27 protein-coding genes and 1 pseudogene are annotated in these 25703 nt (G+C 70.7%); all 28 read left to right on the top strand.

All coding sequences use genetic code 11. The annotated features are described in order from the left end of the window. Positions 1-4 precede the first annotated feature (4 nt). Positions 5-4273: a phage tail tape measure protein gene (locus IE142_RS01340; protein ID WP_191883994.1), complete on the top strand. Its 4269-nt coding sequence runs from the start codon at positions 5-7 to the stop codon at positions 4271-4273. After that, on the top strand, positions 4273-5229 hold the full coding sequence (locus IE142_RS01335) for a phage tail family protein (RefSeq protein ID WP_191883993.1): 957 nt from the start codon (positions 4273-4275) through the stop codon (positions 5227-5229). The genes IE142_RS01340 and IE142_RS01335 overlap by 1 nt, the downstream gene beginning before the upstream one ends. Positions 5230-5241: 12 nt before the next feature. Then, positions 5242-6168 (top strand): hypothetical protein, encoded by a 927-nt coding sequence (locus tag IE142_RS01330; RefSeq protein WP_191883992.1) that lies wholly within the window; start codon positions 5242-5244, stop codon positions 6166-6168. Continuing rightward, positions 6165-7274 (top strand): hypothetical protein, encoded by a 1110-nt coding sequence (locus tag IE142_RS01325; RefSeq protein WP_191883991.1) that lies wholly within the window; start codon positions 6165-6167, stop codon positions 7272-7274. Before IE142_RS01330 ends, IE142_RS01325 begins: the two co-directional genes overlap by 4 nt. Further along, positions 7275-7712 carry a hypothetical protein gene (locus IE142_RS01320; RefSeq protein WP_191883990.1) on the top strand — a complete coding sequence of 146 codons (438 nt, stop codon included), beginning with the start codon at positions 7275-7277 and terminating at the stop codon, positions 7710-7712. A gap of 149 nt (positions 7713-7861) precedes the next feature. Further along, positions 7862-8764, top strand: a pseudogene (locus IE142_RS01315) (N-acetylmuramoyl-L-alanine amidase); the annotation flags it as partial. A 329-nt stretch (positions 8765-9093) separates the two neighbouring features. Next, positions 9094-9339 carry a hypothetical protein gene (locus IE142_RS01310; RefSeq protein ID WP_191883988.1) on the top strand — a complete coding sequence of 82 codons (246 nt, stop codon included), beginning with the start codon at positions 9094-9096 and terminating at the stop codon, positions 9337-9339. 85 nt (positions 9340-9424) lie between these two features. After that, entirely contained in the window at positions 9425-9871 is a 447-nt protein-coding gene (locus IE142_RS01305) for a site-specific integrase (protein WP_191883987.1), read from the top strand. A 155-nt stretch (positions 9872-10026) separates the two neighbouring features. Further along, positions 10027-10599 (top strand): hypothetical protein, encoded by a 573-nt coding sequence (locus IE142_RS01300; RefSeq protein ID WP_191883986.1) that lies wholly within the window; start codon positions 10027-10029, stop codon positions 10597-10599. A 91-nt stretch (positions 10600-10690) separates the two neighbouring features. Then, the gene (locus IE142_RS01295; RefSeq protein WP_191883985.1) at positions 10691-10894 is read left to right on the top strand and encodes a hypothetical protein; all 204 of its coding nucleotides are present in this window, start codon (positions 10691-10693) and stop codon (positions 10892-10894) included. 108 nt (positions 10895-11002) lie between these two features. After that, positions 11003-11347 carry a hypothetical protein gene (locus IE142_RS01290; protein ID WP_051814244.1) on the top strand — a complete coding sequence of 115 codons (345 nt, stop codon included), beginning with the start codon at positions 11003-11005 and terminating at the stop codon, positions 11345-11347. Positions 11348-11374: 27 nt separating this feature from the next. After that, on the top strand, positions 11375-12370 hold the full coding sequence (gene bet / locus IE142_RS01285) for a phage recombination protein Bet (RefSeq protein ID WP_191883984.1): 996 nt from the start codon (positions 11375-11377) through the stop codon (positions 12368-12370). A gap of 79 nt (positions 12371-12449) precedes the next feature. Beyond that, positions 12450-13583: a PD-(D/E)XK nuclease family protein gene (locus tag IE142_RS01280; protein ID WP_191884416.1), complete on the top strand. Its 1134-nt coding sequence runs from the start codon at positions 12450-12452 to the stop codon at positions 13581-13583. A gap of 85 nt (positions 13584-13668) precedes the next feature. Further along, positions 13669-14610 carry a helix-turn-helix domain-containing protein gene (locus IE142_RS01275; RefSeq protein WP_191883983.1) on the top strand — a complete coding sequence of 314 codons (942 nt, stop codon included), beginning with the start codon at positions 13669-13671 and terminating at the stop codon, positions 14608-14610. A gap of 30 nt (positions 14611-14640) precedes the next feature. Continuing rightward, a complete protein-coding gene (locus IE142_RS01270; protein WP_191883982.1) occupies positions 14641-14964 on the top strand; it encodes a hypothetical protein in 324 nt (107 codons plus the stop codon). Positions 14965-15054: 90 nt separating this feature from the next. After that, on the top strand, positions 15055-15678 hold the full coding sequence (locus IE142_RS01265) for a hypothetical protein (RefSeq protein WP_191883981.1): 624 nt from the start codon (positions 15055-15057) through the stop codon (positions 15676-15678). A gap of 215 nt (positions 15679-15893) precedes the next feature. Beyond that, a complete protein-coding gene (locus IE142_RS01260) occupies positions 15894-17384 on the top strand; it encodes a DNA cytosine methyltransferase (RefSeq protein ID WP_191883980.1) in 1491 nt (496 codons plus the stop codon). 33 nt (positions 17385-17417) lie between these two features. Beyond that, positions 17418-18143 (top strand): hypothetical protein, encoded by a 726-nt coding sequence (locus tag IE142_RS01255; RefSeq protein ID WP_191883979.1) that lies wholly within the window; start codon positions 17418-17420, stop codon positions 18141-18143. Between the two features lie 19 nt (positions 18144-18162). Then, positions 18163-18573: a hypothetical protein gene (locus IE142_RS01250; RefSeq protein WP_191883978.1), complete on the top strand. Its 411-nt coding sequence runs from the start codon at positions 18163-18165 to the stop codon at positions 18571-18573. A gap of 33 nt (positions 18574-18606) precedes the next feature. Then, entirely contained in the window at positions 18607-19416 is an 810-nt protein-coding gene (locus IE142_RS01245) for a hypothetical protein (RefSeq protein ID WP_191883977.1), read from the top strand. Between the two features lie 157 nt (positions 19417-19573). Beyond that, on the top strand, positions 19574-19915 hold the full coding sequence (locus tag IE142_RS01240; RefSeq protein ID WP_191883976.1) for an HU family DNA-binding protein: 342 nt from the start codon (positions 19574-19576) through the stop codon (positions 19913-19915). Between the two features lie 62 nt (positions 19916-19977). Further along, the gene (locus IE142_RS01235; protein ID WP_191883975.1) at positions 19978-20478 is read left to right on the top strand and encodes a hypothetical protein; all 501 of its coding nucleotides are present in this window, start codon (positions 19978-19980) and stop codon (positions 20476-20478) included. A 38-nt stretch (positions 20479-20516) separates the two neighbouring features. Next, complete coding sequence (locus tag IE142_RS01230; RefSeq protein WP_191883974.1) at positions 20517-21104, top strand: hypothetical protein; 588 nt, start codon at positions 20517-20519, stop codon at positions 21102-21104. Between the two features lie 297 nt (positions 21105-21401). Continuing rightward, positions 21402-22040: a hypothetical protein gene (locus tag IE142_RS01225; RefSeq protein WP_191883973.1), complete on the top strand. Its 639-nt coding sequence runs from the start codon at positions 21402-21404 to the stop codon at positions 22038-22040. Between the two features lie 61 nt (positions 22041-22101). Further along, positions 22102-22404 (top strand): hypothetical protein, encoded by a 303-nt coding sequence (locus IE142_RS01220; protein ID WP_191883972.1) that lies wholly within the window; start codon positions 22102-22104, stop codon positions 22402-22404. Positions 22405-22495: 91 nt separating this feature from the next. Further along, positions 22496-23506 (top strand): N-6 DNA methylase, encoded by a 1011-nt coding sequence (locus IE142_RS01215; RefSeq protein ID WP_191883971.1) that lies wholly within the window; start codon positions 22496-22498, stop codon positions 23504-23506. Then, entirely contained in the window at positions 23503-24030 is a 528-nt protein-coding gene (locus IE142_RS01210; protein ID WP_191883970.1) for a hypothetical protein, read from the top strand. Before IE142_RS01215 ends, IE142_RS01210 begins: the two co-directional genes overlap by 4 nt. After that, entirely contained in the window at positions 24027-25673 is a 1647-nt protein-coding gene (locus IE142_RS01205; RefSeq protein ID WP_191883969.1) for a DUF4192 family protein, read from the top strand. The genes IE142_RS01210 and IE142_RS01205 overlap by 4 nt, the downstream gene beginning before the upstream one ends. Positions 25674-25703: the final 30 nt, after the last annotated feature.

The raw sequence follows: 25703 nt of genomic DNA, 5'->3' as shown, positions 1-25703 counted from the left end.
CGCGGTGGCCGGGTTCACCCTCACGGTCGCGATGCGCGCCGAGGTCCGCGACCTGATCGCGGGAACCCGTGCTGCCTCCGCACAGATGCGGACCCTGGGAGAGCGGACCGATGCCGCGAACCGGTCCCTGGCACGGCTGGACACCAACGGGGCCCGGCTCGCTTCGCAGTTCGCCGCGCTGAATCGTTCCTCCCGCGCGGCCGTCGGCGAACTGAACCGGATCACCGCCCGGGCCGCCGCAGCGCGCACGGCCCTGCGCACGGCCGGGGACGACGGCGCACGGTCGATGTCCCGGCTCCAGCGGGCCACCGCCGGGGCCGGGCGGCGCGGCCTGTCCGCCACGAACATGCTCGCCGGCGGCGCCCTCATCCTCGGCACCGGGCAGATCATCGAGGAGGGCAACCGCTACCAGCGGCAGATGAACCTCTTCCGTGCGGTGACCGGCGCGACCGCCGCACAGATGAAGAGGGCGGCCGTCGTCGCCCAGGAACTCGGCAACGACCTGTCGCTGCCCACCACGACGTCGGCGGACGCCGCCGAGGGCATGGTCGAGCTGAGCAAGGCGGGCTTCCGCGCGGATCAGTCGATCGACGCCGTACGCGCCTCCCTCCAACTCGCTGCGGCGGCCGACGTCAACGCCGCCACGTCGGCCAAGTATTTGGGCGACATCATGGATCAGTACGGTCTTGGTGCTGATCAGGCGGCCAAGGCGTCCGACACCCTCGCCGCCACGGCCAACAGCGCCTCCGGGTCCATCACCGACATCTACTACTCGATGCGGTACGCGGGCCCGGTCGCGCACGCGCTCGGCGTCAGCCTGCAGGACACCGCCGCGGCGGTCGGCATGCTCGGCAAGAGCGGCATCCTCGGCCAGACCGCCGGCACGAGCTTGCGTGGGATCTTCGCCAACCTAGCGGCGCCCACACCCCAGATGCGGGGTGCCCTGAAGGACCTGGGGATCGAAGCATTCGACACCCAGGGGCGTTTCCGGGGCCTGCGCACGGTGATCGACGGCTTGTCGAAGGCCGAACGCACCATGTCCCAGAAGGACTTCGCGGCCGGGGTGACCCGCGCGTTCGGTAAGCCGGCGCTCAGCGGCGCGGTGGCGCTCGCCCACCAGGGAACCGAGAGCTTCGACGCCCTGTCGATGGCTGTACGGCAGACCGGGGCCGCGGCGTCCATCACCGCGTCCCGCGGCCAGGGACTGACCGGTGCGATGACGCAGTTGCGCACCCAGGCCCGGCAGACGGGCATCGCACTGTACGAGGGGATGGCGCCCGGCCTGGAGTGGGTGACCCGTCTGCTCACCCGCGGGATGGCCGGGGCCACGCCGTACCTGACCACGGCCCTCAGTTACGGCCGCGACCTCGCCACGCTGTACGGGCCGGACCTGAAGGCGAGGACTGAGGCCGGACTGGGTGGGCTCATCGATGAGGCCCGACAACTGGTCGGCCCGCTTAAGGAGATCGGCGAGCACTCTCTGGCCACCGGTCTCAATCTGCTGATCAACGCGGGAAGCACCCTCGGCGATGTCCTGTCCAACGCCGCCGACGGTGCCGAGCCGCTCCTGAAGGCCGTCGCGGGCCTGGGCCAGGAGGGCGGCGCGGCGGCCGGCACGCTCGACATCGTCGCGACCGTCGCCAACGCGGCCATGGACGCGGTCTCCGGCCTGTCCCTCGTTCTCGTGCCGGTCGGTCACGTCGTCGGTGGCCTCGTGACGGCGTTCGGCGCCCTCCCCGCCCCTATCCAGTCGGCCGCCCTGGCGATGCTGCTGTTCCGCCGCGCGCAGCCCGCCCTGACGAACCTGGCCACCACCGTCAGCGGGCCGGTCCGCTCCGGTATCCGGGCGTTCAACGACGAGATGCGGGTGCAGCAGTCCTTGGCCGCCGCGTCCGGCGTCGCCCTGTCCAGGTACGGCGCCGCCTGGGCAGCGGTCCAGGCCCGCGTCGGGTTCCTCGGCAACATGACGGCCGCGTTCCGCAGCGCGAACGGCGCCGGAGTCACCTTCACCGGCACGCTCAACGGGATAGGCCGGGCGGCCGGGTCGGGGCTGCGCTCTGCGCTCGGCGGCGTGACCAACGCCCTCGGCGGCCCGTTCGGTGTCGTCATGGCGGGCGTGTCGGTCGGCCTGGGGCTGCTCGCGGCCCCCCAGCAGAAGGCCGCGCAAGCCGCCGCTGAACACCAGCAGCGCATCTCCTCTCTCACCTCCGCGCTGCGCGAGTCCGGCGGCCAGATCGACAGCAACGTCCGCCAGCAGGCGGCCCAGGCCCTCCTGGACACCAAGACCGAGCAAGGCCAGCTCACGAAGGTCATGGAGCAGGCCGGCGTGCCGCTGGCCACCCTGACCGACGCCTACCTCGGGCAGGGCATGTCCCTGGACGCCCTGCAAAAGCAGCTGCAGGCGACGGCTGATAAGCACAAGATCTGGAAGGACGTGGCGGGCGGCAAGGCGACCGTCCGGGACTACTCGGACGTCGGGCAGCGGTACAAGGACGCGGCTGACGCGCTCGGCAGCGTCAAGGGCGAGATGGCCGATGCAGTGAAGAACGCCAAGGAGCTCGCCAACGCCACGAAGGGCGCCGGGGACGGCACGTCCGCGTACGACCGGCTGAAGGCGGCCGTCGGTGGCCTGGCCGACGAGACGGCGGACGCTGACACCCGCACGCGTTCGCTGAAGTCGGCGATCGATCTGCTGTCGGGCGGACAGATCTCCCTTCAGGCAGCCAAGGCCAAGGTGAACAGCGCCGTCCTGGATCTGCAGGAGGGAAGCAGGAACGTCAACCGCGGGCAGGGCTACGGCGGCAAGCAGCTCGTCAACGAGGACAAGACCCTCAACACGACCACGCGCAACGGCCAGCAGCTGTACACCCAGCTCACCGCCCTGTCCGACGCGGCGGCCGACGCGTCGGTGGCGACGTTCGACCTGGCCAAGCGCAACGGCGAGACGCTGCCGGCGGCGCTCGCGAAGGCACGCGAGCAGATGAGCCGCGCCCGCGCGGAGGCGATCAAGGCCGCCCAAGGCTTCGGCCTGACCAAGGCCCAGGCCGAAGGCGTCGCAGACAGCCTCGGCCTGCTGCCGTCCAAGGTGTCCCTGCTGCTTCAGACCAAGGGCATGGACTCCACCCTGGCGAACCTGATCGCCGTCCAGGCCGAGTTCCACCGTCTGCCGAAGCAGCGGACGATCAAGGTCGACTCCCTCAGCGACGGCGCGCAGAAGAAGCTGCGTGACCTCGGGTTCACCGTGAAGACCGTGCCGGGCACCCGCCAGATCAAGATCACGGCGCCGACCGCGGGGGCGAAGAAGAACCTGGACACCCTGATCGACAAGCTGGGCCGCACCCCGAGCAGCAAGAAGGTCACCGTATCCGCGCCGACCGCCGCGGCGATCAAGAGCCTGGAGGCCGTCCAGGCCAAGATCCGCGCCACGCCGGGCGCGAAGTACGTCGTCGTGCAGGCGCCGACGGCCGAGGCACGCAAGCAGCTGCAGGCGCTCGGCTTCCGGATCGAGAAGGTACCCGGGTCGAAGAACGTCAAGGTCATCGTGCCGACCAGCGGCCCACGCAAGGCCGCGGACGCCATCCAGCAGCGCATCAACGCCTTGCGCGGCAAGGAGGTGACAGTCACCACCCGGCACGTCTCGATCTTCAGCCAGCTCGCCGAGCAGAACACCAACATCGCGGACGCCATCGAGAAGCAGGCCGAGGCACAGGCCCGCGCCGCCAAGCGGCATGCCGACGGCGCGGTGGTCGACTACTTCGCCGACGGCGGGGTCACCAGCGGCCAGCGCCGCGAGCGGCACGTGGCACAGATCGCCCCGGCCGGCAGCTACCGCATATGGGGTGAGCGGGAGACCGGCGGGGAGGCCTACGTGCCTTTGGCCGCCTCCAAGCGCGACCGCAGCAAGGCGATCGTGGAGGAAGTCGTTGACCGCTTCGGCGGACAGGTCGAGTGGTACGCCAACGGCGGCGTCCGCGGCACCCGTAGCCGCGACTACACGCCCACGCTCGCCAGCTCCTTCAAACAGGCGCGCAGCGTCGAGGCCATCGCCGGTGTCGTGCGCTCCTTCGACATCCGCACCAGCAGCGACCGCGCCCGCACCCGCGTGGTCGACGCCCGCGCCGGCGGCCGGGTCCAGGTCGTCGTCGTGCGCGAGCAGCAGCCGCTGATCGGCTCCATGCCCATCAGCGTCACCGACAGCGCCGCCACCCCTGAGCAGATCGGCAACGAGATGATGCGCACCCTGCGCAACGCGCAGCGGGGCGGGAGAGTGTGATGACCACAGCACCGAACAAGCACAGCCGCCCCGAATTGGCCCCGTGGCAGTACGAGATTGGCGGCGTCGTCCTTGGCACCGGCACCTACGTCCCGGTCGGTAACGTCGAAGGGCTCGGGTCGCCCGCTACCCGGCCGCAGGACGCCGACAACGCCAACAGTGACGGCACCACGCCGGGCCGGGACTTCTACGGCCCGCGCTCCCTGCGATTCGAGGCTGGCATCAAGACCCCCGGCGACCCGGTGAAGGCCGCGGACCTCCTCGCCCGGCTGGAGCGGGCCCTGGACACCCCCGACGCCCGCACCAGCCCCGACGGCCGCCACATTCTGCGCGGACGGTGGCCAGGGCACCCCACTCGCCGCATGTACGGGCGACTTCGCCGTATGGAAGCGACCAGCACGGCCAACGCCGTGCACGGCTGGATCCCCTTGGATATTGAGTTCGTCGGCCTGGACGACCCGCGCTGGTACGACGACGAGCTGTCGACGCTGACGCTCGGCCTCGACCAGGCGGTCCGCACCGACCGCGCGGACCGCACCGTCGACGAGGCGATGGGCCGCCCTGCCGCGTGCCGCCGGCCACCCGAGTCGGAGCATCACCCGGCCGAAGGGAGGCCCGGATGGGTCACCAATCACGGCGACGTGCCCACGCACCCGAGCCTGCGCGTACACGGCCCGGTCACCAACCCGCGGATCTGGAACACCGCCACCCGCCGCGTCCTCGAACTCGGCCTGTCCCTGCGCGAGGGCGAGTGGGTGGAGATGGAGACCCGACCCGGGACCTGCTGGGCGCTGCGCAACGGCACCGTCAACGTCGCGAACGACCTCAGCCCCGCCTCCCGTCTCGACCTGTTCGCCCTCCCGCCCGGACGGTCCGAGATCGCCTGGAGCGCGAACGACCCGTCCGGCACCGCGCGCCTCGAGGTGGCGTGGCGGTCCGCGTACACCACCTTGTGAACGGAGAGACTCGTGACGCTGCAACCCCCGATGATGGTGCGCGGGGCCGACCACTCCGCCCGCGCGATGCGCCTGATGATCCGCGACCTGGCCCGAGGCCGGCAGGGTGTCGCGGGCGGTGAGGACCTGAAGGTCCGCCCCCTGGAGACCCCGGGCCCCGGTGTCCGTGTCGGCGACGGCTCCGCTCTCATCCACGGTGCCCGGCCGTGGCAAGGGGCCTACACCCAGTCCAACATTGGCGACACCGTGGTCGACGTGCCGCCGACCGGACCGGTCGCCCGCACCGACCTGCTCGTGCTGCGCATCGAGGACCCGGAGTTCGAAGGCGACCGCGACCCGCGCCGCCAGGAGATCGGCTACTTCCACCTCATCCAGAACATCGCCTCACAGGCCACCGCCGCGCTGCGGGAGATGACGGCGATCCCGCTGGCCCGCCTCACCATCCCCCGGAACACCGCGACGATCACCGCCGAGATGATCACCGACCTGCGGCGGCTGGCCAACCCGCGCACCGAGCGCACGCTGCGCACCGTGCATCCCGTGACCACAGAGAAGGTGCCTGGCAAGCACGGCCAGTGGGCGGCCTGGCCAAAGGAAGCTGCCTGGGACGTGGACATCCCCGCCTGGGCGACGGAGGCCACCATCGTCGTCACCCTCTCCGGCCTGCGTGCCGAGGCGGGCTCCGTGTACGTCGAGCTGCGCACGCGGCTCGGAGAGCGCGCCGCGAAGCCGACCGTCGTGGACGACGACGGCACCACCACCCACCGCTCCTCCGTCACCCTGGCCGACACGCTCGCCGTACCGCCCGCCTACCGGGGCACCCGCCAGCACCTGGCCGTTGAGATCAACCAGAACGACAAGTACGGCGACGGTGACTTGAGCGTGGCCAAGGGCACGACGGTCACGCTCGACGTCGCGTTCACGGAAGGGCCTGCGTGACGATGGCCGACTACCGCTACATCGTCGCGCGGGCCACGACCGGCGACGTTCTGCACTGGAACCTGCCGCTGAACGAGGTCGAATACGGCCCGGAGATATCCGGGCCCGGCTCACTGAAGGCCACCTTGCCGACCGCGTTCCGACGCTCCGTTGGTGACGCGCTCGACGCCGGCGACACGATGCTCCTCGTCGAGCGCAACGCCCGCCTCGACTGGGGCGGGCTGCTCTGGCGCGCCGAACCGGAGGGCAACACCCTGCCCGTCGAAGCCTCCGGGTTCACGAGCTACCTCCACCGCCGCTTCGATCTGCACGGCAACCTTGACGGCCGCGGCCCCTACATCGAAGCGGACCCGTGCGAAGTGATCCGCGATGTGTGGGCCTACGCGCAGGTGCAGCCGGACGGCGACCTCGGTGTGGTCGTGGACGACACGAAGTCGAAGGCGAAGACCGGCACCGCGAAGGATCCGTACACCACCTCCAAAACCGACCCGCGCAACCTCGGCGAGATCGTCGACGAGATGGCCAAGATCGATGACGGCCTGGAGTGGTCGGAGACCGTGGCATGGCGCGGGCGCCGCGCCGAGCGCCGCATCATCCTCGGTGCACCACGACTTGGTCGACGCCGCGAGGACCTGACGTTCACCACCGGTGCCAACGTGGTCGGCACCCCGCACGTCATCAAGGACGCCGACTCCTACGCCCAGTGGGTCATCGGGCTCGGCGCGGGCGAGGGCAAGAAGCGCAAGGTCGTCGTGGACGGCGTGCGCAACGGCCGTCTGCGCCTGGAGCACCGGCTGGAGACGAAGGAGAAGGACGAGGCGAAGCTGAAGCAGCGGGCCCGCCGCGAACGGCTGGCCCGCCAGGTTCTGCCCTCGCTGACCGAGCTGGAGATCATCGATCACCCGGCGGCCCCGATCCACGCGTTGCGCATCGGGGACGACGTACGGATTCGCCTGTTCGAGCCGCACACCGAGTACGACGGCTGGTGCCGGATCGTCGGCTGGACGGTGCGGCCCGGCGAGGGTGAGACGGCCGAGCGCGTGACGTTGAAGCTGGAGCGCACCAACAAGCCCGAGGACGAGACGGGCGAAGGAGAGGAGCAGTAGGTGCCGGACACGATCGCAGACCTCGGCCGCCGACTGGCCAAGCTGGAGAAGCGGGTCGTCACCTTGGAGCGCGCCCGCCGCGCGCCGTATCCGGAGTGGCGCGACCTTCCGCTGACCGGCGGCACCACCGTCCCGGACGAGGAGCAGCCGCCGCAGTTCCGCGCCAACCCCTGGGATACGACCGAGTTCTGCGGCCGTATCGGACTGGCGGGCGGCCGGGCCGCCGACGAGCAGCTGGTCGCGCTGCTGCCCGAGGGGTACTGGCCGGAAGCGCCGCGCACGGTCGATGTCGCCTCCGACGCGGCACGCCGCAGCCTCCAGCTCGACATCGACCCGAAGGGCCTTGTGCGGCTGCGCGTGCAGGGCGGCGGCAGCGTCCGCGCGTCATGGATCAGCCTCGACAGCACGTCGTTCCGGACTGACCGCGCCGACACCTGACCAGCTGCGCGCCCCGACAATCGGCCGGTGCGCCGCCGGTAGCATGACGCCCTGGGTGACCCTCCACCCGCTTCGCGCTCCCGAGGGACCGGACCGCCGCGGCGGCCACGGCCGACTGCCATCCGGCGCAGGGGAGAAGGACGAAGCGCGTGGCTACACCGCTGAGCGCGGACAGGTTCCTGTCCGTGCTGAAGGGCGCCGGGCTCGGCGTGGTCGAGCACGGCAAATGGCGCACCCACAACCGGAACACCCACGGCAACTGGGGCCCCGCGAATGGGGTCATGATCCATCACACCGGGCCGTACACGTCCGAGCAGGACATGGTGGAGCTCTGCCGCGTCGGCTACCAGGATCTTCCAGGTCCCCTCTGCCATGGCGTCATCGACCGGTCCGGGACAATCCACCTGGTCGGCTACGGCCGGACCAATCACGCAGGCATGGGGGACACAGACGTCCTGCTCGCGGTCATCGCCGAGAAGACGAGTCTGCCGCGCGACAACGAAGCGGACACCGACGGCAACCGGCACTTCTACGGCTTCGAGTGCATCAACACAGGAAGCCAGCTGTGGCCGGCGGCGCAGCTCGACGCGATGGCGCGGGCGGCGGCGGCGATCTGCCGCGCGCACGGCTGGAACGAGCATTCCGTCATTGGCCACAAGGAGTGGCAGCCAGGGAAGCCGGACCCGGGCGGCATCGACATGGACGACTTCCGCGCCCGGGTCGCCCGGCACCTCAAGGACGGCGGCAAGCCGAAGCCCCACCCGAAGCCGAAGCCCAAGCCGGACCCGAAGCCCAAGCCGAAACCGAAGTACGCGGCGTACCCGGGCAAGCAGTTCTTCCGCGAAGGGCGCTCGTCCCCGGTGATCGCCGCGATGGCGAAGCGGCTGATCGCCGAAGGCTGCGACTCCTACGACACGCCGCTCGGTCCGGTGTGGAACGACGCGCACCGCCGCTCGTACGCGGCCTACCAGATCAAGCGCGGCCACCACGGTGCCGACGCCGACGGCATTCCTGGCCCGCAGACCTGGGCGGACCTCCGCGTCCCGCACCAGGCCGGTGCCGCCGACCCTACCCCCACCACCCCGAACCAGGAGCAAGACCCGATGCCGCAGGCCCTTGCCGACGTTGCCGAGCGCACGATTGCCACCTACCTCCAGTCGCTGCTGGGCCTGATGGCAGCCTCCAGCACGACGGACATGGTGTCCCTGTCGGCGTGGCAGGCCGCGGCGGTCTCCTCGATACCCGCCGCGCTCAGCGCGCTGAAGTCCACCCTCGGCACCGTCCTGGGCAGGCCCGGAACGGCCTCGTGGCTCCCGCTCAAGCGCGACCCGGCCACGCCCAAGCACTGACCGCCGGGCAGCGAGAGGAGAGGAGGAAGGCCGTGCCCGAAGGGCAGGTCGCGCTCGCCCTGGCAGAGCTGCGTCAGGCGCTGGAGGTCGGATTCGCGCGCATAGACGGACAGTTGGCGTTGCTCGTCCAGCGTAGCGACCAAACGGACAAGGCCCTGGAGGACCTGGAGGAACGGGTGAGCGCGCTGGAGAAGACCAGGTGGCCGTTGCCGACCGTCGCCGTACTGGCCAGCATCACCGCGGTGGTGCTCACCGTCTTCAGCCTGGCCCGCGCCTGAGACGAACGCCCCTGCTGTCAAGCGGTGTTGTCCGACAGCGCGCATAGCGTGAGGGCGCACTTGTTCCTGCGGCCTGGGGGTCATCATGCATACGACAAGCCTGCTCATCACCGACCTGGAGGTGGACACTGCGCTCGCGAACCCGGCGGTCCCGGCCGCCATCCGGTCGGTGTGGCAGCTGCTCTGGGAGTCGGAGGTCCGGATGGACGAGGTCCTGGCGTTCGACGTGCCGGACGCGGAGCTGGATGATCGTCTGGTTGTCATCCGCCATGCAAAGGAGGCCGGCGTCTACGAGGCCGGGATCACCGTGTCAGCGGCCAACGCGCTGCGCGAGCTGATCGGGGCCCGTACGGACGGACCGCTGTTCACGCTGGGAGGGCGGCGGCTGACCAAGGCCGAGGTGGCGACCGCCTTCCGCGAGGTGACCGGCGGGCGCACCATCCACGCCCTGCGGTTCACGCGACAGAGGAAGGAGCAGGGCTCGACCCGGCTCAGCTCCACCGCCGACCAGCCCGAGGGCAAGAGCGCGTAGAGCGCGCGGCAACGCACACGGCCCCCGCCGAAGCGGGGGCCTTTGGCCTCTTGGAGAAAAGACCGCCGACACCATAGCAGCGACCGCCGCGCATGCCGGCGTGCGCGTACGGCTACGCTGCCCTCTGCATCCAGGGCAGACACCGGAGGACGGGGATGAGTCGGGGCAAGCCGTATCTGGTCGGGCACCAGGAGTTCGCCGCGCTGTACCGCGTCGATCCGAAGCAGGTCGCGCAGTGGCTGGCGCCGAGCCGTGGCAGCGTGCTGGATCCGGGGACCGCCATCATCGTCAGTGGGGTGCGGTATTGGCCGCTCGGCTTCGCTGCCCGGTGGGGAGCGACCACGGCGCGGTTCCGCCAGGTCGACCTGAATGTAAAGTCGCGGATCATCGCGGAGCAGGGCGAGGGTTGGGAGCCGGATCTGGGGGATGAGCTGCCACCGATCGTCGGCCAGCAGGAGATCATCGAGCTGTTCCATCTGCCCGCACAGGGCAACTTGGCGACGACCGTCGCGACTGGGCGGTTCCCGGAGCACGACTGGCTGCTGTCCGGGTCGATGCTCTGGATGCTGGACATCGTCCTCGATGCTGTTCCGAAGCTCCGCGAGAGCGCGCGGGGCCTGCCCTGGGACGTGGACGAAGCGGTCGTCTCCGCCCTGCGCGACGGCACGTACGACGGGCCCGGCAGTCGCGTACTGACCCGAGGCCGCCACGCCCGAAAGGCCCTCTGACCTGCGCAATTACTGTACTTAGCCTCGAACTGCCATTAAGGTATAAGTAATCCCTCGTCATGAGGGTCCGCAGTTCACCAAGGAGGCAGTAGTGCAGTTCATCGTCACGCCGGGCGGCGACGAGATCGCGGTCATGGATGCCCGCGAGGCCCTGGTTGTCGAAGGGGCCCTCTCGCTCTACCTGCTCAAGCACCCCGAGTCCAACGTCGCCATCGACGCCCTGCAGGCCGCATCGGCGGCCAACGAGGCTCGTGAAGCGCGCATGGAGGAGGCGGCCGAGCGAGCCTCCGCCTGACTCGGGTTGAGTATGTGAAGTCGCGTCTGTAGCTGGTGGGGTTGATCATCTGTCCGCCGACCCGCAAGATAGGTGACATTCTTGAAAGAAGGTCATCGGGGGGTGGGTATGGCAGCCGTCCAGGACGAGATACCGGGCCTGGTCATCCACACCGTGAGGCAGCCGGACGGCCAGCCGGCGTCGATCCAGGCCCAGTTCGAGACATTCCACGAGCTCAACCCCTGGGTGCTGCGCGCGTTGGAGGCCCTGACTGCCGACTACCTCAAGCGCGGCGCGAGCCGTGTCGGCATCGGGATGCTCTTCGAGGTCCTGCGCTGGCGCTACGTCACGGCGACCGAGGGCGACGAGTTCCGCCTCAACAACAACTTCCGCAGCCGGTACGTCCGGCTTCTCATCGAGCGCCACCCCGAGTGGGCGGGCGCGTTCGAGGTCCGCGCCTTGCGGACCGACTGACCCAGTTCTCTTGGAGACGAACGACCCATGAATCAACCGACCGAGCAGCAGGGTGACGACGCTCCATCCAGCGCCCCGCCCCTGACCGCCACCGAGGTGCTGCCCGAACGCAGCGTGTCCCAGAGCGCCGTTGTGCTGCGCGCCGACCAAGTGGAGTTCGACGCGCGTCAGGTGGCCGCGCTGTCGCTGATCAGCCCCGGACTCGCCCAGGCGCCGCGTGCCCAGCTGGCCTTGTTCTTCCACTTCTGCGTGCGGTCCGGCCTCGACCCGTTCGCGCGGCAGATCTACATGATCGGCCGTACCAACTGGAAGGCCGCCGACAACCCCGACGAGCCGGAGAAGACCTGGACCATCCAGACCGGTATCGACGGCTTCCGCACGGTCGCCCACCGCGCGGCTATCAAGGCAGGGGAGTCCATCTCGTACGAGGACACCGTCTACTACGACTCCGAGGGCAACGCCCACGAAGTCTGGCTGTCGAAGGCGTACCCGGCCGCAGTCAAGGTCACCGTCCTGCGCAGCAACGCCCGGTTCCCGTTCATCGCCCGCTGGGATGAGTTCGCCCCGACGTACTACGACCGCAAGCAGGGCGCGTACGTCGTGGCGAAGATGTGGCAGCAGATGCCCGCCCACATGCTCCGCAAGTGCGCCGAGGCCGGCGCGCTGCGCATGGCCGCACCGCAGGACCTGTCCGGCGTGTACGTGGATGAGGAGATGGCGCGGGCCGACGCTGAAGCCGTCGTCCGCGAGGCGGAAGAGGCGACCCGGCGCCTGCGCGAGGCAGCCGGACTCGAAACAGGGACCGACAAGGGCGGCGACGCGAAGGACGAGTCCACCGAGGACTCCCAGGGCGGGGGCCAGGACGAGAGCACGGACAAGCCCGCGCCGAGGAAGCGGCCGCGTGCCGCGAAGAAGGCCGCCCCGGAGGCCAAGCCGGACACCGCCGCGGAGTCCGACGAGGCTCCGGCCCCGGCGAAGCGCACCCCGCGTAAGCGGGCCTCCGCACCCCGCCGCGCCTCCTGACGCCTGACCCCTGACGACACCGGGTGCCGCCTGCTGTCTGCGGGCGGCACCCATCCTCTTGGAGATCAACGTGACCACTATGGCCATCGCGCCGGAGCGGCCCGTCAGCCTGTGGCCCGCCGCTCACGCGGCGGACGCACGCCGCCCCCGCTCCCAGCAGACCAAGCTCGGTGCCAGCGACACCGTGTGCGCCCGCCGAGCCGGATACCTCCTGCACGGCCGCACCCCGACTGATGTCGGCGAGAAGCGGAAAGCGATCCTCGGGACCTGGCTGCACGCCGGGATTCTCGAAGCCGCCCGCGAGGAGTACGGCTGGCTCGTCGAGCGCCGCGTCGAGGACCAGACCCTCCGGGGCCACATCGACGCGGTCCAGCTCGACAGCGCCACCGCCGCCCGGCTCCCAAAGCGGCTGCGTCCCACGCTCCCGGCAGAGGAGACGACCGTCGAGGACGTGAAGACCAAGAGCACGTACCAGTGGGACAGCGTCCTGCGGTACGGCGCGAGCGAGGCCGAGCTGCGGCAGGTGTACCTGTACGCCGACCTGCTCGGCACGGAAGGCTTCGCCAGCGTTCGGGGCCAGCGGCAGCTCGCCCACCTCGGGCCGGTGCCGGTCGCCCGTATCCGCTTCCGGTTCATCAACCGCGACTCGGGCGACGACCACGTTCAGGAGATCGCCTACGAGGCCGACCGTGCCCGCCGTGCCCGCTGGTGGGTGCAGCAGGTGCGGGCCGCCGCCTCCCCGGAGGAGCTGCCGCGCACCTTCCAGGGGCCGGGCATCTCCGCGATCTGCGACCACTGCCCGTTCCGCACCGCGTGCTGGGGGCCGCTCGTAGCCGGGCGCTCACCGCAGAGCCAGCTGATTCACGACGACGAGGACCGCGCGAAGGTGCTGGCCGAGTACGCCGAGGTCTCCGAGCAGATCAAGCCGCTCAAGGACCGGCAGAAGTTCCTGCGCGCCCAGCTCGAAGGCTCCGAACCCGGCGTCTACGGCGACAACGTCCTGAAGTGGAGCGGCGGCAACCCGACCAAGGTCGATGACGTCGAGGCGATGGTCGCGCTGTATCGCCGTGCGGGGATTCAGGTGCCGATGGTGCCGGACGCGGCGTCGATGAAGGCGACGCTGAAGGAGGTGGGCATCCCCGTGCCCACGCGCCTCGACCACGACCGGCGGACCGCGGTGAGCATCAACGTCACCGCGCGCAAGAAGCCCTGATCGCGCCACCCGGCGGGGGCGGAGCCGGCGTGCTCCGCCCCCGCCCCGGCGTGGCGGGGACCGGACGGAACACGGAGAGGTGCCGGTGAGCATCCAACTGATGGTGGTGGCCGCCTACCTGCCGAAGGAGGTGATCAATACCACGCAGAAGCTGGTCCTCATGAAGATCGCGGACTCGGCCGACGACCAGACCAGGCTGGCCCGGCCGGGCCTGGAGCGGCTGATGGCCTGGGCCGGCGTAGGGGAGAAGCAGGTCATCACGGTGGTGACGCAGCTCGTCGGCCTCGGCCTGGTCGAGCGGGTCACGGTCGGACGTGTCGGCCGTCGCGCCGAGTACCGGGTGTTCCCGCACGGCGTGCCGCCCATCCCGTCGACGGAGGAGCTGATCGAGCGGCGCCGGGCGGCGCAGCGTGCCCCGACCAATCCCCGGCTGGCCCGCAAGACCGCGCGCCGCAAGCCGTCGTCGGCGGCCCGGACCCAGCAGGACGTCGCCGCACGGGAAGAGGCACGGGCAGCCGCCGAGGCCGCCTCGGAGCCAGGGTTGCCCCAGGGGAACCCTGACGATGCTCCGGGCAGGGCTTCCCCAGGGGAACCCAGTGGGTTGCCCTCGGGAAACCGGGCGGGTTCCCCTGGGGAAACCCTTTCTCTTCCTCCTTCTTCCTCTTCTCTTCCTCACCCCCCTACCCCCACGGCTGACGCAGCAGGGGAGCCGGAGGCGGAGCGCGGAGAGCAGCAGCGGGCGGGCTGCCCGAAGCACGCCGAGCCGGTGGGGAACTGCCGCGGGTGCGGGACGAACCCGCGTGCCGGGAGGGAGCAGGCGCGGCGCGAAGCGGCCGACCGCGAGCACCGCCAGCAGCAGGACTGGCTACGGCAGTTCTTCGCCGAGCAGGAGCGGCGCGTTGCGCAGACGGACCCGCAGGCCCTGGAGATGGCCCGCCAACGAGTGCGAGACCTGGCCCGGATGGGGCGCGAGAAGGGTGCCAACTCTCAGCAGAGACAAGGGCGTTCACAAGATCGGCAACATTGACGCCCCGGTGTACGCCATTAAGATATAAGTATGAGTTCGGAACTGGCCGAACTCGCCAACCTCTTGGAGGCCACCTTGACCGACACACTCACCCCGGCCCCCGACGCCTACGTCGTGGTCGCCGAAGTGATCCACGGCGCGCCGGTCGCACCCCGCCTCGGCGACCACCTCTACTGCTCGGCCGAGTGCGCCGAACACGGCGTCCGCGAGCTCGTCAGCGACCTGAGCAAGGAGGAAGGCGGCAGTGGCTTCGTCCTGCCCCACGAGGGGCGCGCGATCGGCTGCGTCGTCACCCCCGGCGGCCGGATGTGGTCGGTGAAGATCCTCGCCCGCAGCGAACTGCCCACCGTCTGACAACCGCTTTCACCTGAGATAGGTGACATTTTTCAACGGTGGGCGTGCTTTCTTCGCGCCCGCCGTGCACACCCTCTTGGAGACCAGCACATGACCACCACCATCGCGGCTCTGCCCGACCACAACCGCACCACCGACCCGCTGTGGCAGCGGCTCTTCCACAGCTACGGCCACGTCATCACCCCGCTGCGCTACGCGGGCTGGGTCACCGACATCGAGACCGCCGGAGGAGGCGAGTTCTTCGTCCGCGCCGACCTGCGGGACGGCACTGAGCTGATCATCGCCTCCGAGCACAGCCTGCCCGCCGATCCCGCCGAGGTGAACGGCTGGACGGCCGTCCGCCAGGACGTGGAGAACGCGGACAGGCACACCGTCCTGTACGACTCCACCCCCAACGGCCCGCAGCGCCACCACCGCAACAGCCTCATCCCGCTGCTCGCCCGCATCGACGCCCTCGACGTTCCCCGCCGCGCACCCCGGCTGATCGTCTCGGCCACGCACACCGCGCCGTACGGCGCGAGCCACAACCAAACCGCCGGGATCGAGGGCGCGGCCACCGCCATCGCCCGCTTCTCGGAGTGGTCCCAGCGGCTCACCGACCACGAGGGCTACCGCCGCGTCTGGCAGCGGGCGGTCCCAGGCGGACGGCTACCCGCTGGCGCTGTTCGAGTGCGCCGGACACATCACGACCGTCCGCGTCACCCGCAGCGATGACTGACCGGCCGCGCCGCGCACCGCGCCCCATCGGGGGCGCGGACCGGTGATCTGGCTGCTGATCGTGTGCGCCCTCGGCCTGCTGGGGTTCACCGCCCTCGGCATCGAGGACAGCCGCCACCACCGCGCGTTACGCGCCTCCGACGAGTCCTGACAACGGCCGCCCGGCCCACCATCCGGGCCGGGCGGCCCCTGCCTCTTGGAGACCTAAGACCGTGCCCCGATCCATCCACCTGCTCTGCGGAGCGGGCGGAGATGCCACCGGCCTGTTGGAAGCCGGTTTCGACCCCATCCTCGGCATCAACCACTGGCAGACCGCCATCGACACGTTCGGGCTCAACCACCCGAATGCGGCGGCGCGCTGCGCCGACATCCAGAACTACCCCATGCGCTGGCTCCCCAAGGCCCTCGTGCTGTGGGCCTCAGTGATCTGCACCGAGGTCAGCCCCGCCGGCGGGAAGAAGCGGCCCGACCCGGCGCAGAACGCGCTGTTCGAGGAAGAGGAGCAGTGGCGCGAACTGCCCCCGGAAGCCTTCGAGATGACCCGGGTAACCGCCTGGTGCGTGCTGCGCGCCGCCGAGGCGAAGCGGTTCCCGTGCGTCGTCGTGGAAAACGTCGTCGAGTTCATCACCGACTGGCTGCTGTTCCCCGAGTGGATCCGCGCCGTGAAGAAACTCGGCTACCGCGTCCAGATCGTCTCCGTGTCCTCCGCGCACATCGGGTCGGAGACCAATCCGTACGCCCCGCAGTGGCGCGACCGCGTGTACTTGGTCTTCACCCTCACCGGCATCCGCCGACCCGACCTCGCGCCGCGCCCGCTGGCGTACTGCTTCGAGTGCGGGCGGGACGTCAAAGCACGCCAGAGCTGGCGTGACCCGCGGGTGAAGGTCGGCAAGTACCAGCAGCAGTACGACTATCGCTGCCCGAACAGCCGCTGTGGCCACGCGCTGGTGGAGCCGTACGTCCGGCCCGCCTCCGACGTGATCATGTGGGACGACATCGGCCAGCGCATCGGGGACCGCGCCCGCCCGCTGGTGCCCAACACCATGCGCCGCATCGCGGCCGGACTGGCGAAGTTCCCCTACGAGCCGTCCGTCGTCACCCTCACGCACGGCAAGGACGGCACCGACCGCGCGTTCGCCCCGCACACCCGGCCGCTGCCCACCCGCACGGCCAAGCTCGGTGAAGCCCTGCTGGTGCCGGTCGGCGGCTCGTGGAACGACACGGCCTCGCCCGTCGGGGAGCCGATGCGCACCCGCACCACCCGGGAGAGCGAGGCCCTCGTCACGGTGGACCCGTTCATCGTGGAGTTCCGCAACAACTGCAACGCCGCGCCGATCGCCGCCCCGCTGAGCACCATCGCCACGGCCCGCCACCACGGCCTGGTCGTGCCCGACGGCGATGTCCGCACCAGGGCGCGCAACACGTTGGTGATCCCGTACCGCAAGGCCGCTCCGAAGACCGCGGTCGAGCCCCTGCACACGCTGTCGACCCGCGACTCTGCGGCCGTCGTGCGCAGCGCGCCCGCCATTGAGGACTGCCACTTCCGCATGCTCCAGCCCCGTGAGCAGCTGCGCGGCCAGCGGTTCCCCGACACCTACGAGGTGGTCGGCTCCAAGGCCGCCCAGACCCAGCAGGCCGGCAACGCGGTGAGCGTCAACGTCGCCCGGTGGATCGGCGAACGCCTCAAGCCCGTCCTCGCCTGACCCCATCCCCCAAGAAGAAGGGACACCCCTGCCATGACACCGTCAGCACACGACGAGGTGGCCATCCTGGCTCAGCAGCGGGGCGAGCTGTCGCTCGCGCTCCGCCGAGCCGAGCAAGCCCACTGCCTGGCCATCATCGATCACCTCGCGGCCAAGATCCGTGCCCGCTGCCCCGAGGCCGTTTACGTGGCCTTCGACCGCAGCTGCGAAGACCGCGCCGTCACCGTCCACGGCGTGCTCGGCGAGCAGCCGAGCCCGCTGGGAGCGTGCCCCTGGCTGTGGGACGGCACCGAGACCGGCCATCCTCTCAACGAGATCGGCTCGGACATCACCCTGGACGTCGAGTACGCGCTCCTGCCACCGACCTCACCCGTGTGGGCGCTCGTGCACCGCAACACGGGCATGGATGGCAGTTGGCTTCTGGAGCTGCCCCCGGTCGACCGCGCGGCCCGCGTGGCCGAGCTGATACGCGGGCACCACCCGGCGGCGACGGCGGTCGTCGTGGACGGCCGCGCAGGCGGGGGCCGTGTCGTCGGGGTCATCGAGGAGCAGGCGGACGGCGACGCCCCCGTCCCCGTGGCCCGGCCACGCCTCAGCCGCGCATGCGACGACGCCCTCACACGCCTCGTCGCGCAGGTCTTCCTCCTCCCGCCGCTGGCCGACCGTCACCTGATGCCGGTACCGCGCGGCTTCGCCCATCCCCACGGCTCCAGCGTCAGCGATCAGGTCCGCCTGATGCCGCTGCCGCCGACCGCTTAGCCGACGGGAGGAGGAGCAGATGAGCGGCAACGGGTGGGTCGGTGAGGCCCCCTGCGCCGGGGACGCCCGCTTCACGTCCGAGGAGACGGCGGCCGAAGCCCCGACGGAGCCGCTGGTCCTCTCCCTCCTCGCGGCCTGCCAGGGCTGCCCGTTCCGGTCGCAGTGCATCGACCTGGTCATGCCGAGCACGAGCCTGTTCGACGGCGTGTGCGGCGGACGGCTCTGGCACAACGGGCAGGTCCTCGCGACCTGCGAGGGCGCTCAGCCCGCCGAACTACGCGAGCGCGGCCTACGCCCGATCACCCACGGCACCGAAGCCGGTGCCCGTGCCCACAACCGGCGCGGGGAGCGCGCGTGCCTCCTGTGCCTGGAGGCCGGACGGCTCGCCCAGCAAGCCCGCCGGGCCCGCAAACGCGCCTCCGGCTCCTGATCACCACCCCTACAACTCCTGCGGAGACACACCATGTTCACCATCAAGGCCCGCGACCTGGCGGCCATCCTCGACCAGGCCGCCCTGCACCGGTTCCAGGCGGACGAGGACGCAGGCGACCTCGACGCCCTGATCCTCGACTGCACCCCCGGCCACCTCCACGTCGTCGCGTGCAGCGACCGGACACTCGCCGTCGCCCGCACCCCCGTCGCGGGCGACGTGTGGACGGCCCCCGTCGGCTACGACGACGCCACCGCCCTGCGCGGCTGGCTGGAGTCGTCCGACACCGTCACCGTCGAGCACGTCACCAGCGGCGGCCATCAGCTGCTCCGCTTCACCGAGGGCGTCGCGCAGCTCACCGTCCCCGCCGCACCCCACGTCGGCCGCCTGCCGTGGCGCTCCCTGCTGCGCCTGGTGCTCGACGCCCGCGAACACCCGCTGGCGCAGGGGCGCCCCGTGCAGCTCAGCGCCGACGACCTGTCCCGGTGGCTGAACGCCGGCGGCAACGGCGAGGTGATCGAGTTCCGCTCCCTGGGACCGGCGGGCACCCTGGTGACCGCCGGACCCGACTTCCTCGGCCTCCAGACCCCGCACGGCTGGGACGGCCCGGAGCCCGGTCGGGGATGGTCCTCGTCGCTGCGCACCCGCCTGTTCCTCTTCGCCGGGCAGTTTCTCGAGGTCGGGGCGTGCTACGCGGACTGGACGGGTACGGCATGGATCGTGCCCGCCCGGCCCCGCTCCGGCGAGGAGCCGTGGTTGATCTCGGCCGACTACGCGGCCGTCACCCTGCCCATCTCCCAGGTGCTCGCGGTCGGCAAGTTCCTCGTCCGCCTGCCCGACTGAATCGAGATAGGTGACATTCATGAAACATGATATGCGCTCCGGTGCTCCGTTGTGCGGCCAGCTCGCGGACCCCGGCTACGGACTGAACCCGTGGCCCGCCGCGTGGCGCGCCCGTCCCTCGACTCCTGCGGCCCAGTCGAATCGAAAGGAAACCCCTGTGAACAAGGCCCAGCTCATCCAGGCCGTGGCGAAGACGACCGGCAACCGCGCTCAGGCGGCCGACGCCGTGGAGGCCGCGCTCGACGCGATAGTCCGCGCCGTCACCGCCGGTGAAGTCGTCTCCGTCACCGGCTTCGGCAGCCTCGCCTCCGAGGTGCGCCCGGCCCGTACCGCTCGCAACCCGCAGACCGGTGAGCCGGTGGAGGTGGCCGAGCGCCGGGTCGTGAAGTTCCGCCCCGGCATCCGGTTCCAGGACCTCGTGGCGGGCCGCCGGGCCATGCCTGAGTCCGGCAACTGCATCCAGAAGGACCCCAAGTCCCCCAAGGTCGCCCGCCCGTAACCCGCTGCACACCAGAGGCCGTCCCGGAGCGCGCTGGGACGGCCCCGCTGAAGGAGTTCGAGATGAACGACCGTTCCGTGGGCGTCGAGATCGAGGCCACGGCGAAGTGGCTGGAGGAGCGGGGCCTGGTCGGCGCGGCCCGTCTGCTACGGCGCGTCGCGCGCCAGAGGGACGAGGCCGTGCGGCAGCTCGGCCTTCGCCCCTCCTCACCCGGGCATCAGGCGGGGGGTGACGAGTGCACCGCTCCGCGCGACCTGGACGCCGCCGCCGAAGCGGCGATGCTGCGCACCGACGTGGCGCGTTTCCAGGCCCTGGCCGAGCGTGCCGGCTGGGTGTCCGACCCGGACGCGAAGCGCCTGTGGCGCTGGCGCGATGGCTGGTGGGAACTGAGCTACCGCCGCAGGAATCCGAAGGACGGCTACCACGACACCGGCTGGTATTTGTGGGGGCCGCCCGGCAGTTATGACGGCGAGTGGACGGCCCGCGCCAAGACCGCGGCCATGGCTGAGGCCAACCGGCTTATCACCGACCATCGCGCGGCAACCGGCGAGGGTGATCGGTGACCGCCGAACTTCAAAGCGCCCCGGTGACCCTGCCGAGCGTGCAGGAGAAAGGGGAATGGCAGCCGCGTGTTGTCGGTCTCGACCTGTCGCTGACCTCGACCGGCATCGCGGGCACGGACTGGGCGCGGGCGTACCGGCCCGGCCGGCGCCGCAGCCACGAGCGGCTGGACTGGCTGGTCGCGGCTGTCGCGCTGAGCGTGAAGGACGGCGCGGACCTGGTGGTAGTCGAGGGCGCCGCGTATGCCCAGGGTGGGCAGGCCGGGCACCACGAGCTGGCCGGGCTGTGGTGGCTGGTCACGCAGTACCTGTGGCGCCACCGCATCCCGTACGCCGTGGTGACCCCGCACGGGCGCACGATCTACGCGACCGGCCGGGCCAACCCGGCCCAGGACTTCCCGCGCAAGGACCGGGCCCGGATCGCGAAGGGCATGGTGCGCTCGGTGGCCGTCGAGCGGTACGGCGTCCCGTGCGAAGGGCCGGGCCGCTACGACCAGGCGGACGCCACGATCCTCGCCGCGATGGGGCTCGACTGGCTCGGCTACCCGACCGTGCCCGTGCCCGACTCGCACCGCCGTGCGCTGGAGGCCGTCCGCTGGCCCGATCTCATTCCGGCTGCCGCGAATTAGGGAATTGAATTGCGGAAATTAAATGCGCATTCAGTCGGCCATACCTTGCTTCTGGGGTATTTGCCATTAAGATATAAGTAAGGAATTCGGGAAATGCTCGAATGGGAAGGGGAATTGGAATGGAAACCCAGAACCACGGATGCGGCTGCGAATGCAACAGCGGCGGCTTCTGTGGCGGCTGCGGCCACGCCGGATGCGGCGGACGCCGCTAACCATCCCCCAACCCCAACAGCACCCCGCGCCCCCGGCCAAACGCCGGGGGCGCACCCATACGCGCAAGCGCCTCTTGGAGACCCAATGACCGACTACTCGCCCGGAGTCCGCGAACTCGCCCACCAGATAGGGCTCGACCCCGAACACGTCGCATACGCCGTCCGCTTCGCCTCACGCACCTTCGCCCGCGTACAGGTGACCACCGGCATGACCCTCGACCAATTCCGCCGCCTGTTCACCCAGGACCGGCACTCCATCGCCATCGTCGCGAACATCGCCATGCGCCACGCCGGCCGCCGCGACGACGCCCAACTCCTCATGACCATCTACAAGGCCGCCGTCGGCCGCCTCCCGTACGAGCGGCCCTTGCACACCGGCGTCGGCACCCTGCCCGAGTACCACGGCCACAAGCAGGTCCAAGAGGCCGTACGCATCCTGACCGCCGCCGGAATGCCGCCCATCCACACCGACGGCGTCCACGAACTGCGCCCCGGCTTCCAGGTCATGCCCGACGACACCGGAGACCTGCCCGGCTGGGTGTTCATCGCACCCGACCCCGGCGCCAAGCGCCGCACCGGCTTCGCGGGCGGAGACCTCGGCTACCTCGCCGTCATGCGCTGGGCCGGATGGGGCGTCATCACCGAACGCCTCCCCGGCGGCCTGTACGCCGCCTGCCACCCCGACCACCGGCACAACCCCTTCCCCACCGCCCCCACCTCCTGACCCCGCCCGTGCCCGGCCGCCCAGCGCGGCCGGGCACGGCCCACCAGAAAGGCATCAGCCCGTGAAGCTCCCCGTTGACGACGCCACCCTGGCGGCCTGGTCCACCCTGCTCGGCCTCACCGACAAGCAGACCGCCGCAACCCTCGCCGAGATCGAGAACACCCTGCGCATCGGCTACGAGCACCGCCCCGACGAGCTGCGCGACACCAGCTTCGACCAGCTCATCAGCGACATGGACACGGACGAAGCGGCCCTGATGTTCCTCATCAACGGCCTGCGCCAGGCCGGCTACCCCGCCGCTGCCTACGACGTCGAGATCCGCGGCATCTTCGCCACCCTCCGGGACCTCCAGCAGACCAGCTGACCCCGCTCCCCACCCCATCCACACGCCGCCCCGGCCGCGCCCTGCGCACCGGGGCGGCCCCACGCGCGCCCGCAGAAAGGAACCCGCAGTCATGTCCGACGACTTCTTGCCCCGCGCGGCAGCCCCGGCCACCGCCGCGCGGCCCGCGCCGTCGTGGGCGAAGAAGCCCCCGCCCACGTCCAAGGCCCGCCCCACCGGCAAGATCACCGCCCGCCGCTACGCCGCCCCGCACGACCCGCACGAGCACGCCCGCAAGATCGCGGAGAACGTCCTCGACGCCTGGTACCAGTCCTTCGGCGGCAGCAACATCGACGTCCCCCTCGGCACCGTCGCCGGGCTCTCCCTGCTGCGCAACGTGCCCGGACTGGCGGACTGGGTGCTCAACCTCCAGCCCGAACAACTCCCGCAGCTTCTCAAGGAGATCTACCTCGGCCACTGGATCAAGCGCCCGGACCTGATCAACCGCGCAATACGCCTCCACGACTGGGCCTGGAACCCCAACCCCGACAAGCAGCAGCTCCGCGCCGTCCACGCCGTCACCCGCGCCGCCATCAACACCGGCCTGATGGAACTCACCGGCCACGACGACCCCTGGCAACGCTCCGAAGCCGACGTCCTCAGCCCCCTGCTCACCGGCCTGCGCCACAAGAGCGACAAGAAGTGGCGCGGCGAATACCACACGCCGGCGTGCGTCACCGACCTGATGGCCAACATGACCGTGGACAAGGACTTCGCCAAGCCAGGCATGTCCTTCCGCGAACCCGCCGTCGGCTCCGGCACCATGTTCCGCTCCGTCGCCCAACGCCTGCGCGACCTCGGCCTCAACCCGCACGACTTCCACTGGTACGGCAACGACATCGACTCGCTGTCCGCCGGGTGCGCCGCCGTCAACGCGATCATCTGGGACCTCGGCCCGCGCTGCCTCATCGGCTGCGCCGACTCCCTCGCACCGGAAGACGACTACGCCAAGACCCGCGCCGAAGCCAAAGAAGCCTTCGAGCAGCGCGACCGGTACATGGACACGGCCCGCACGATCATCGCTCACCGCCGCGCCCTCGCCCTCCTCGACGAACTCATGCCCAGCAAAGAGAACGCCGCGTGACCGAACCCGACCCCTTCGACCGACCCGGCACCACCCCGGCACCGCGCCGCCGACGCCCGGCCTTCGCCGGACCCCGCGACGAGATCGACCTGCCGCCCCTCGACCAGATCGCCCCCACCCTCGACCCGCCGTGGAGCAAGGAGGACACCGACACCCCCGACCGCACCGCCGCCTACCACCACCCCGACGGCCACCGCATCGGCCTCCGCGTCCAAGCCCGCGGCCTCGCCATCCAGACCTGGATCACCGCAGGCCCCCGCCTGCCGCCGATCCCCGACGGCACCGACATCGAGCAAGCCGAAGCACAAGCCGCCAACGACGCCCGGCTCCAGCCCGGCCGCACCTGGCACGCCGTCCTGACCACCCGCACCAGCAAAGCCCTGGCAGCCGACCTCGCCGCGCTCGTCCGCGAACGGCTGCTCCCCGCCCTCACGAACAAGCCACGCGGCATGCCCGCCCCCGCGCCGCCCGCCCGTATCGGGCAGCCCGACACCGCATCGCAGAAGGAAGGACCCCAGAAGTGAGCACGCCCGACAACACCGTGCAGGTCACCAGCCTGCCCAACCTCGCCCAGATCCTGCCGTACCTCCTCGGGCACTACCCGGACGACAGCATCGCCCTCCACGCCCCCGGCCCGAACTTCCACGACGGGCCGACCATGACGTGCCCCCTCCCCGACGACAGCGCCGAGTGGCAGGCCACCGCCGAGCACGCCGCCCGCCAGTTCGTGGCCTACGCCCACGACCGCGGCCATGACCTCGCTGAGGGCGTCATCATCTACCTCTGCCGCGAACCGCGCCCCGACCAGAGCCCCGAGGAGACCGCCGCGCTCCTCGCCCCCGTCGGCACCTGGCTCACGAACGAGTTCGTGGAGCACCGCGCCACCGTCCTCCAGACGATCGGGCTCGTCGCGAACCGGTGGTGGGCCTACGAGTGCGACATCGACGGGTGCTGCGAGGGCGAGCTGCTCCCGTCGCCCGACGACCCCAACAGCGTCGTCGCGCAGATGACCCGCCTTGGTCGCACCCCGGGCCCACGCACCCGCGACATCATCAAGGAGTTCCGGGCCACGGCGGACCCCGCCTTCTTCAAGGACCTGCACATCGCCGCAGACCACTTCAACTCGCGGTCCGCGACTAACGCTGGACGAGACGCGACGCTCGCGTTGACGTTGGAGCAGATCGACGCCGCCATGAGCCGGTTCCGTGACGGCGCGACCGTCCTCAGCCGCGCGCTAACCACGCAGCTCATCGTCGGCCTGCAGGACGACGCCGCCGTGGAGGCCGGCATGGCGCACGCGGAGGACGGCGACCTTCCCCACGCCCGACGCCTCTGGGCCTACCTCGCCCGGCACTGCGCCGAACCGTGCAAACCGGAGGGCGTGCCCATACTGACGCTGTTCGCGTTCGTCGCCTGGCGGCAAGGCGACCTCATCGCCGCGCGGCTCGCCTTGCGCGACGCCATCACCACCGACCCCGACTACGAGCTGGCCACCGGCATACACCTCGGCGCCATCGACGGCGAAGACCCCCGAGACTGGCTCGCCTCCGCCCGCGAGGGCCATGCCCACCGCGCGGCACACCTCCGGCACGCCGTCGAGGTCGCCAGCGAGTACCGCCCCGTCACCGACACCACCGCGGTGTGCTTCCGCGAAGCCCTCGACGCAGCCACCAGCCACCACTACGACCAGGTCCTGACCGAAGACGAGCGTCTCCTCGCCCGCCACAGCACTATCGACATCACCAACGGAGCCTTGGCCGACTTCCGCAACGGCCGTCCCCAGCTCAAGGATGAGATCGCCGCCCGCATCATTCTCGGCCTGCAAGACCCGCACACCAGGGACGCCGCACTGTCCACCGGCGAGGAGAGCGACCTTCCCTACGAGCGGCAACTGTGGGGCTACCTCGTCCGGCGCTGCGTGCCGCCGCACACCGGAAAGGCACCGCCCCTCCTCACCCTCCTCGGATGGGTCGCCTGGCGACAGGGCGACACCGTCACCGCGAGCCATGCCTTCACCGAAGCCCTCGACATCTACCCCGGCTACACGATGGCCAAGCTGCTGCTAGACGGCATCCGCATGCAGTGCGACCCGGCCCGGCTTCTGGCGACGTACCGCGACGCGGCGGCGGAGTTCGCCGCAAGCCGCCCGGACATTGACACCCTTTGACCGACACCGTGGCCCCGGCAACTGCCGGGG

Origin of the sequence: Streptomyces mutabilis, from assembly GCF_014649815.1 — a bacterium.
GTDB lineage: Bacteria > Actinomycetota > Actinomycetes > Streptomycetales > Streptomycetaceae > Streptomyces > Streptomyces mutabilis.
Note: the sequence above shows the minus strand (reverse complement) of the source record. Positions and strands in the feature narration are given on the sequence as shown.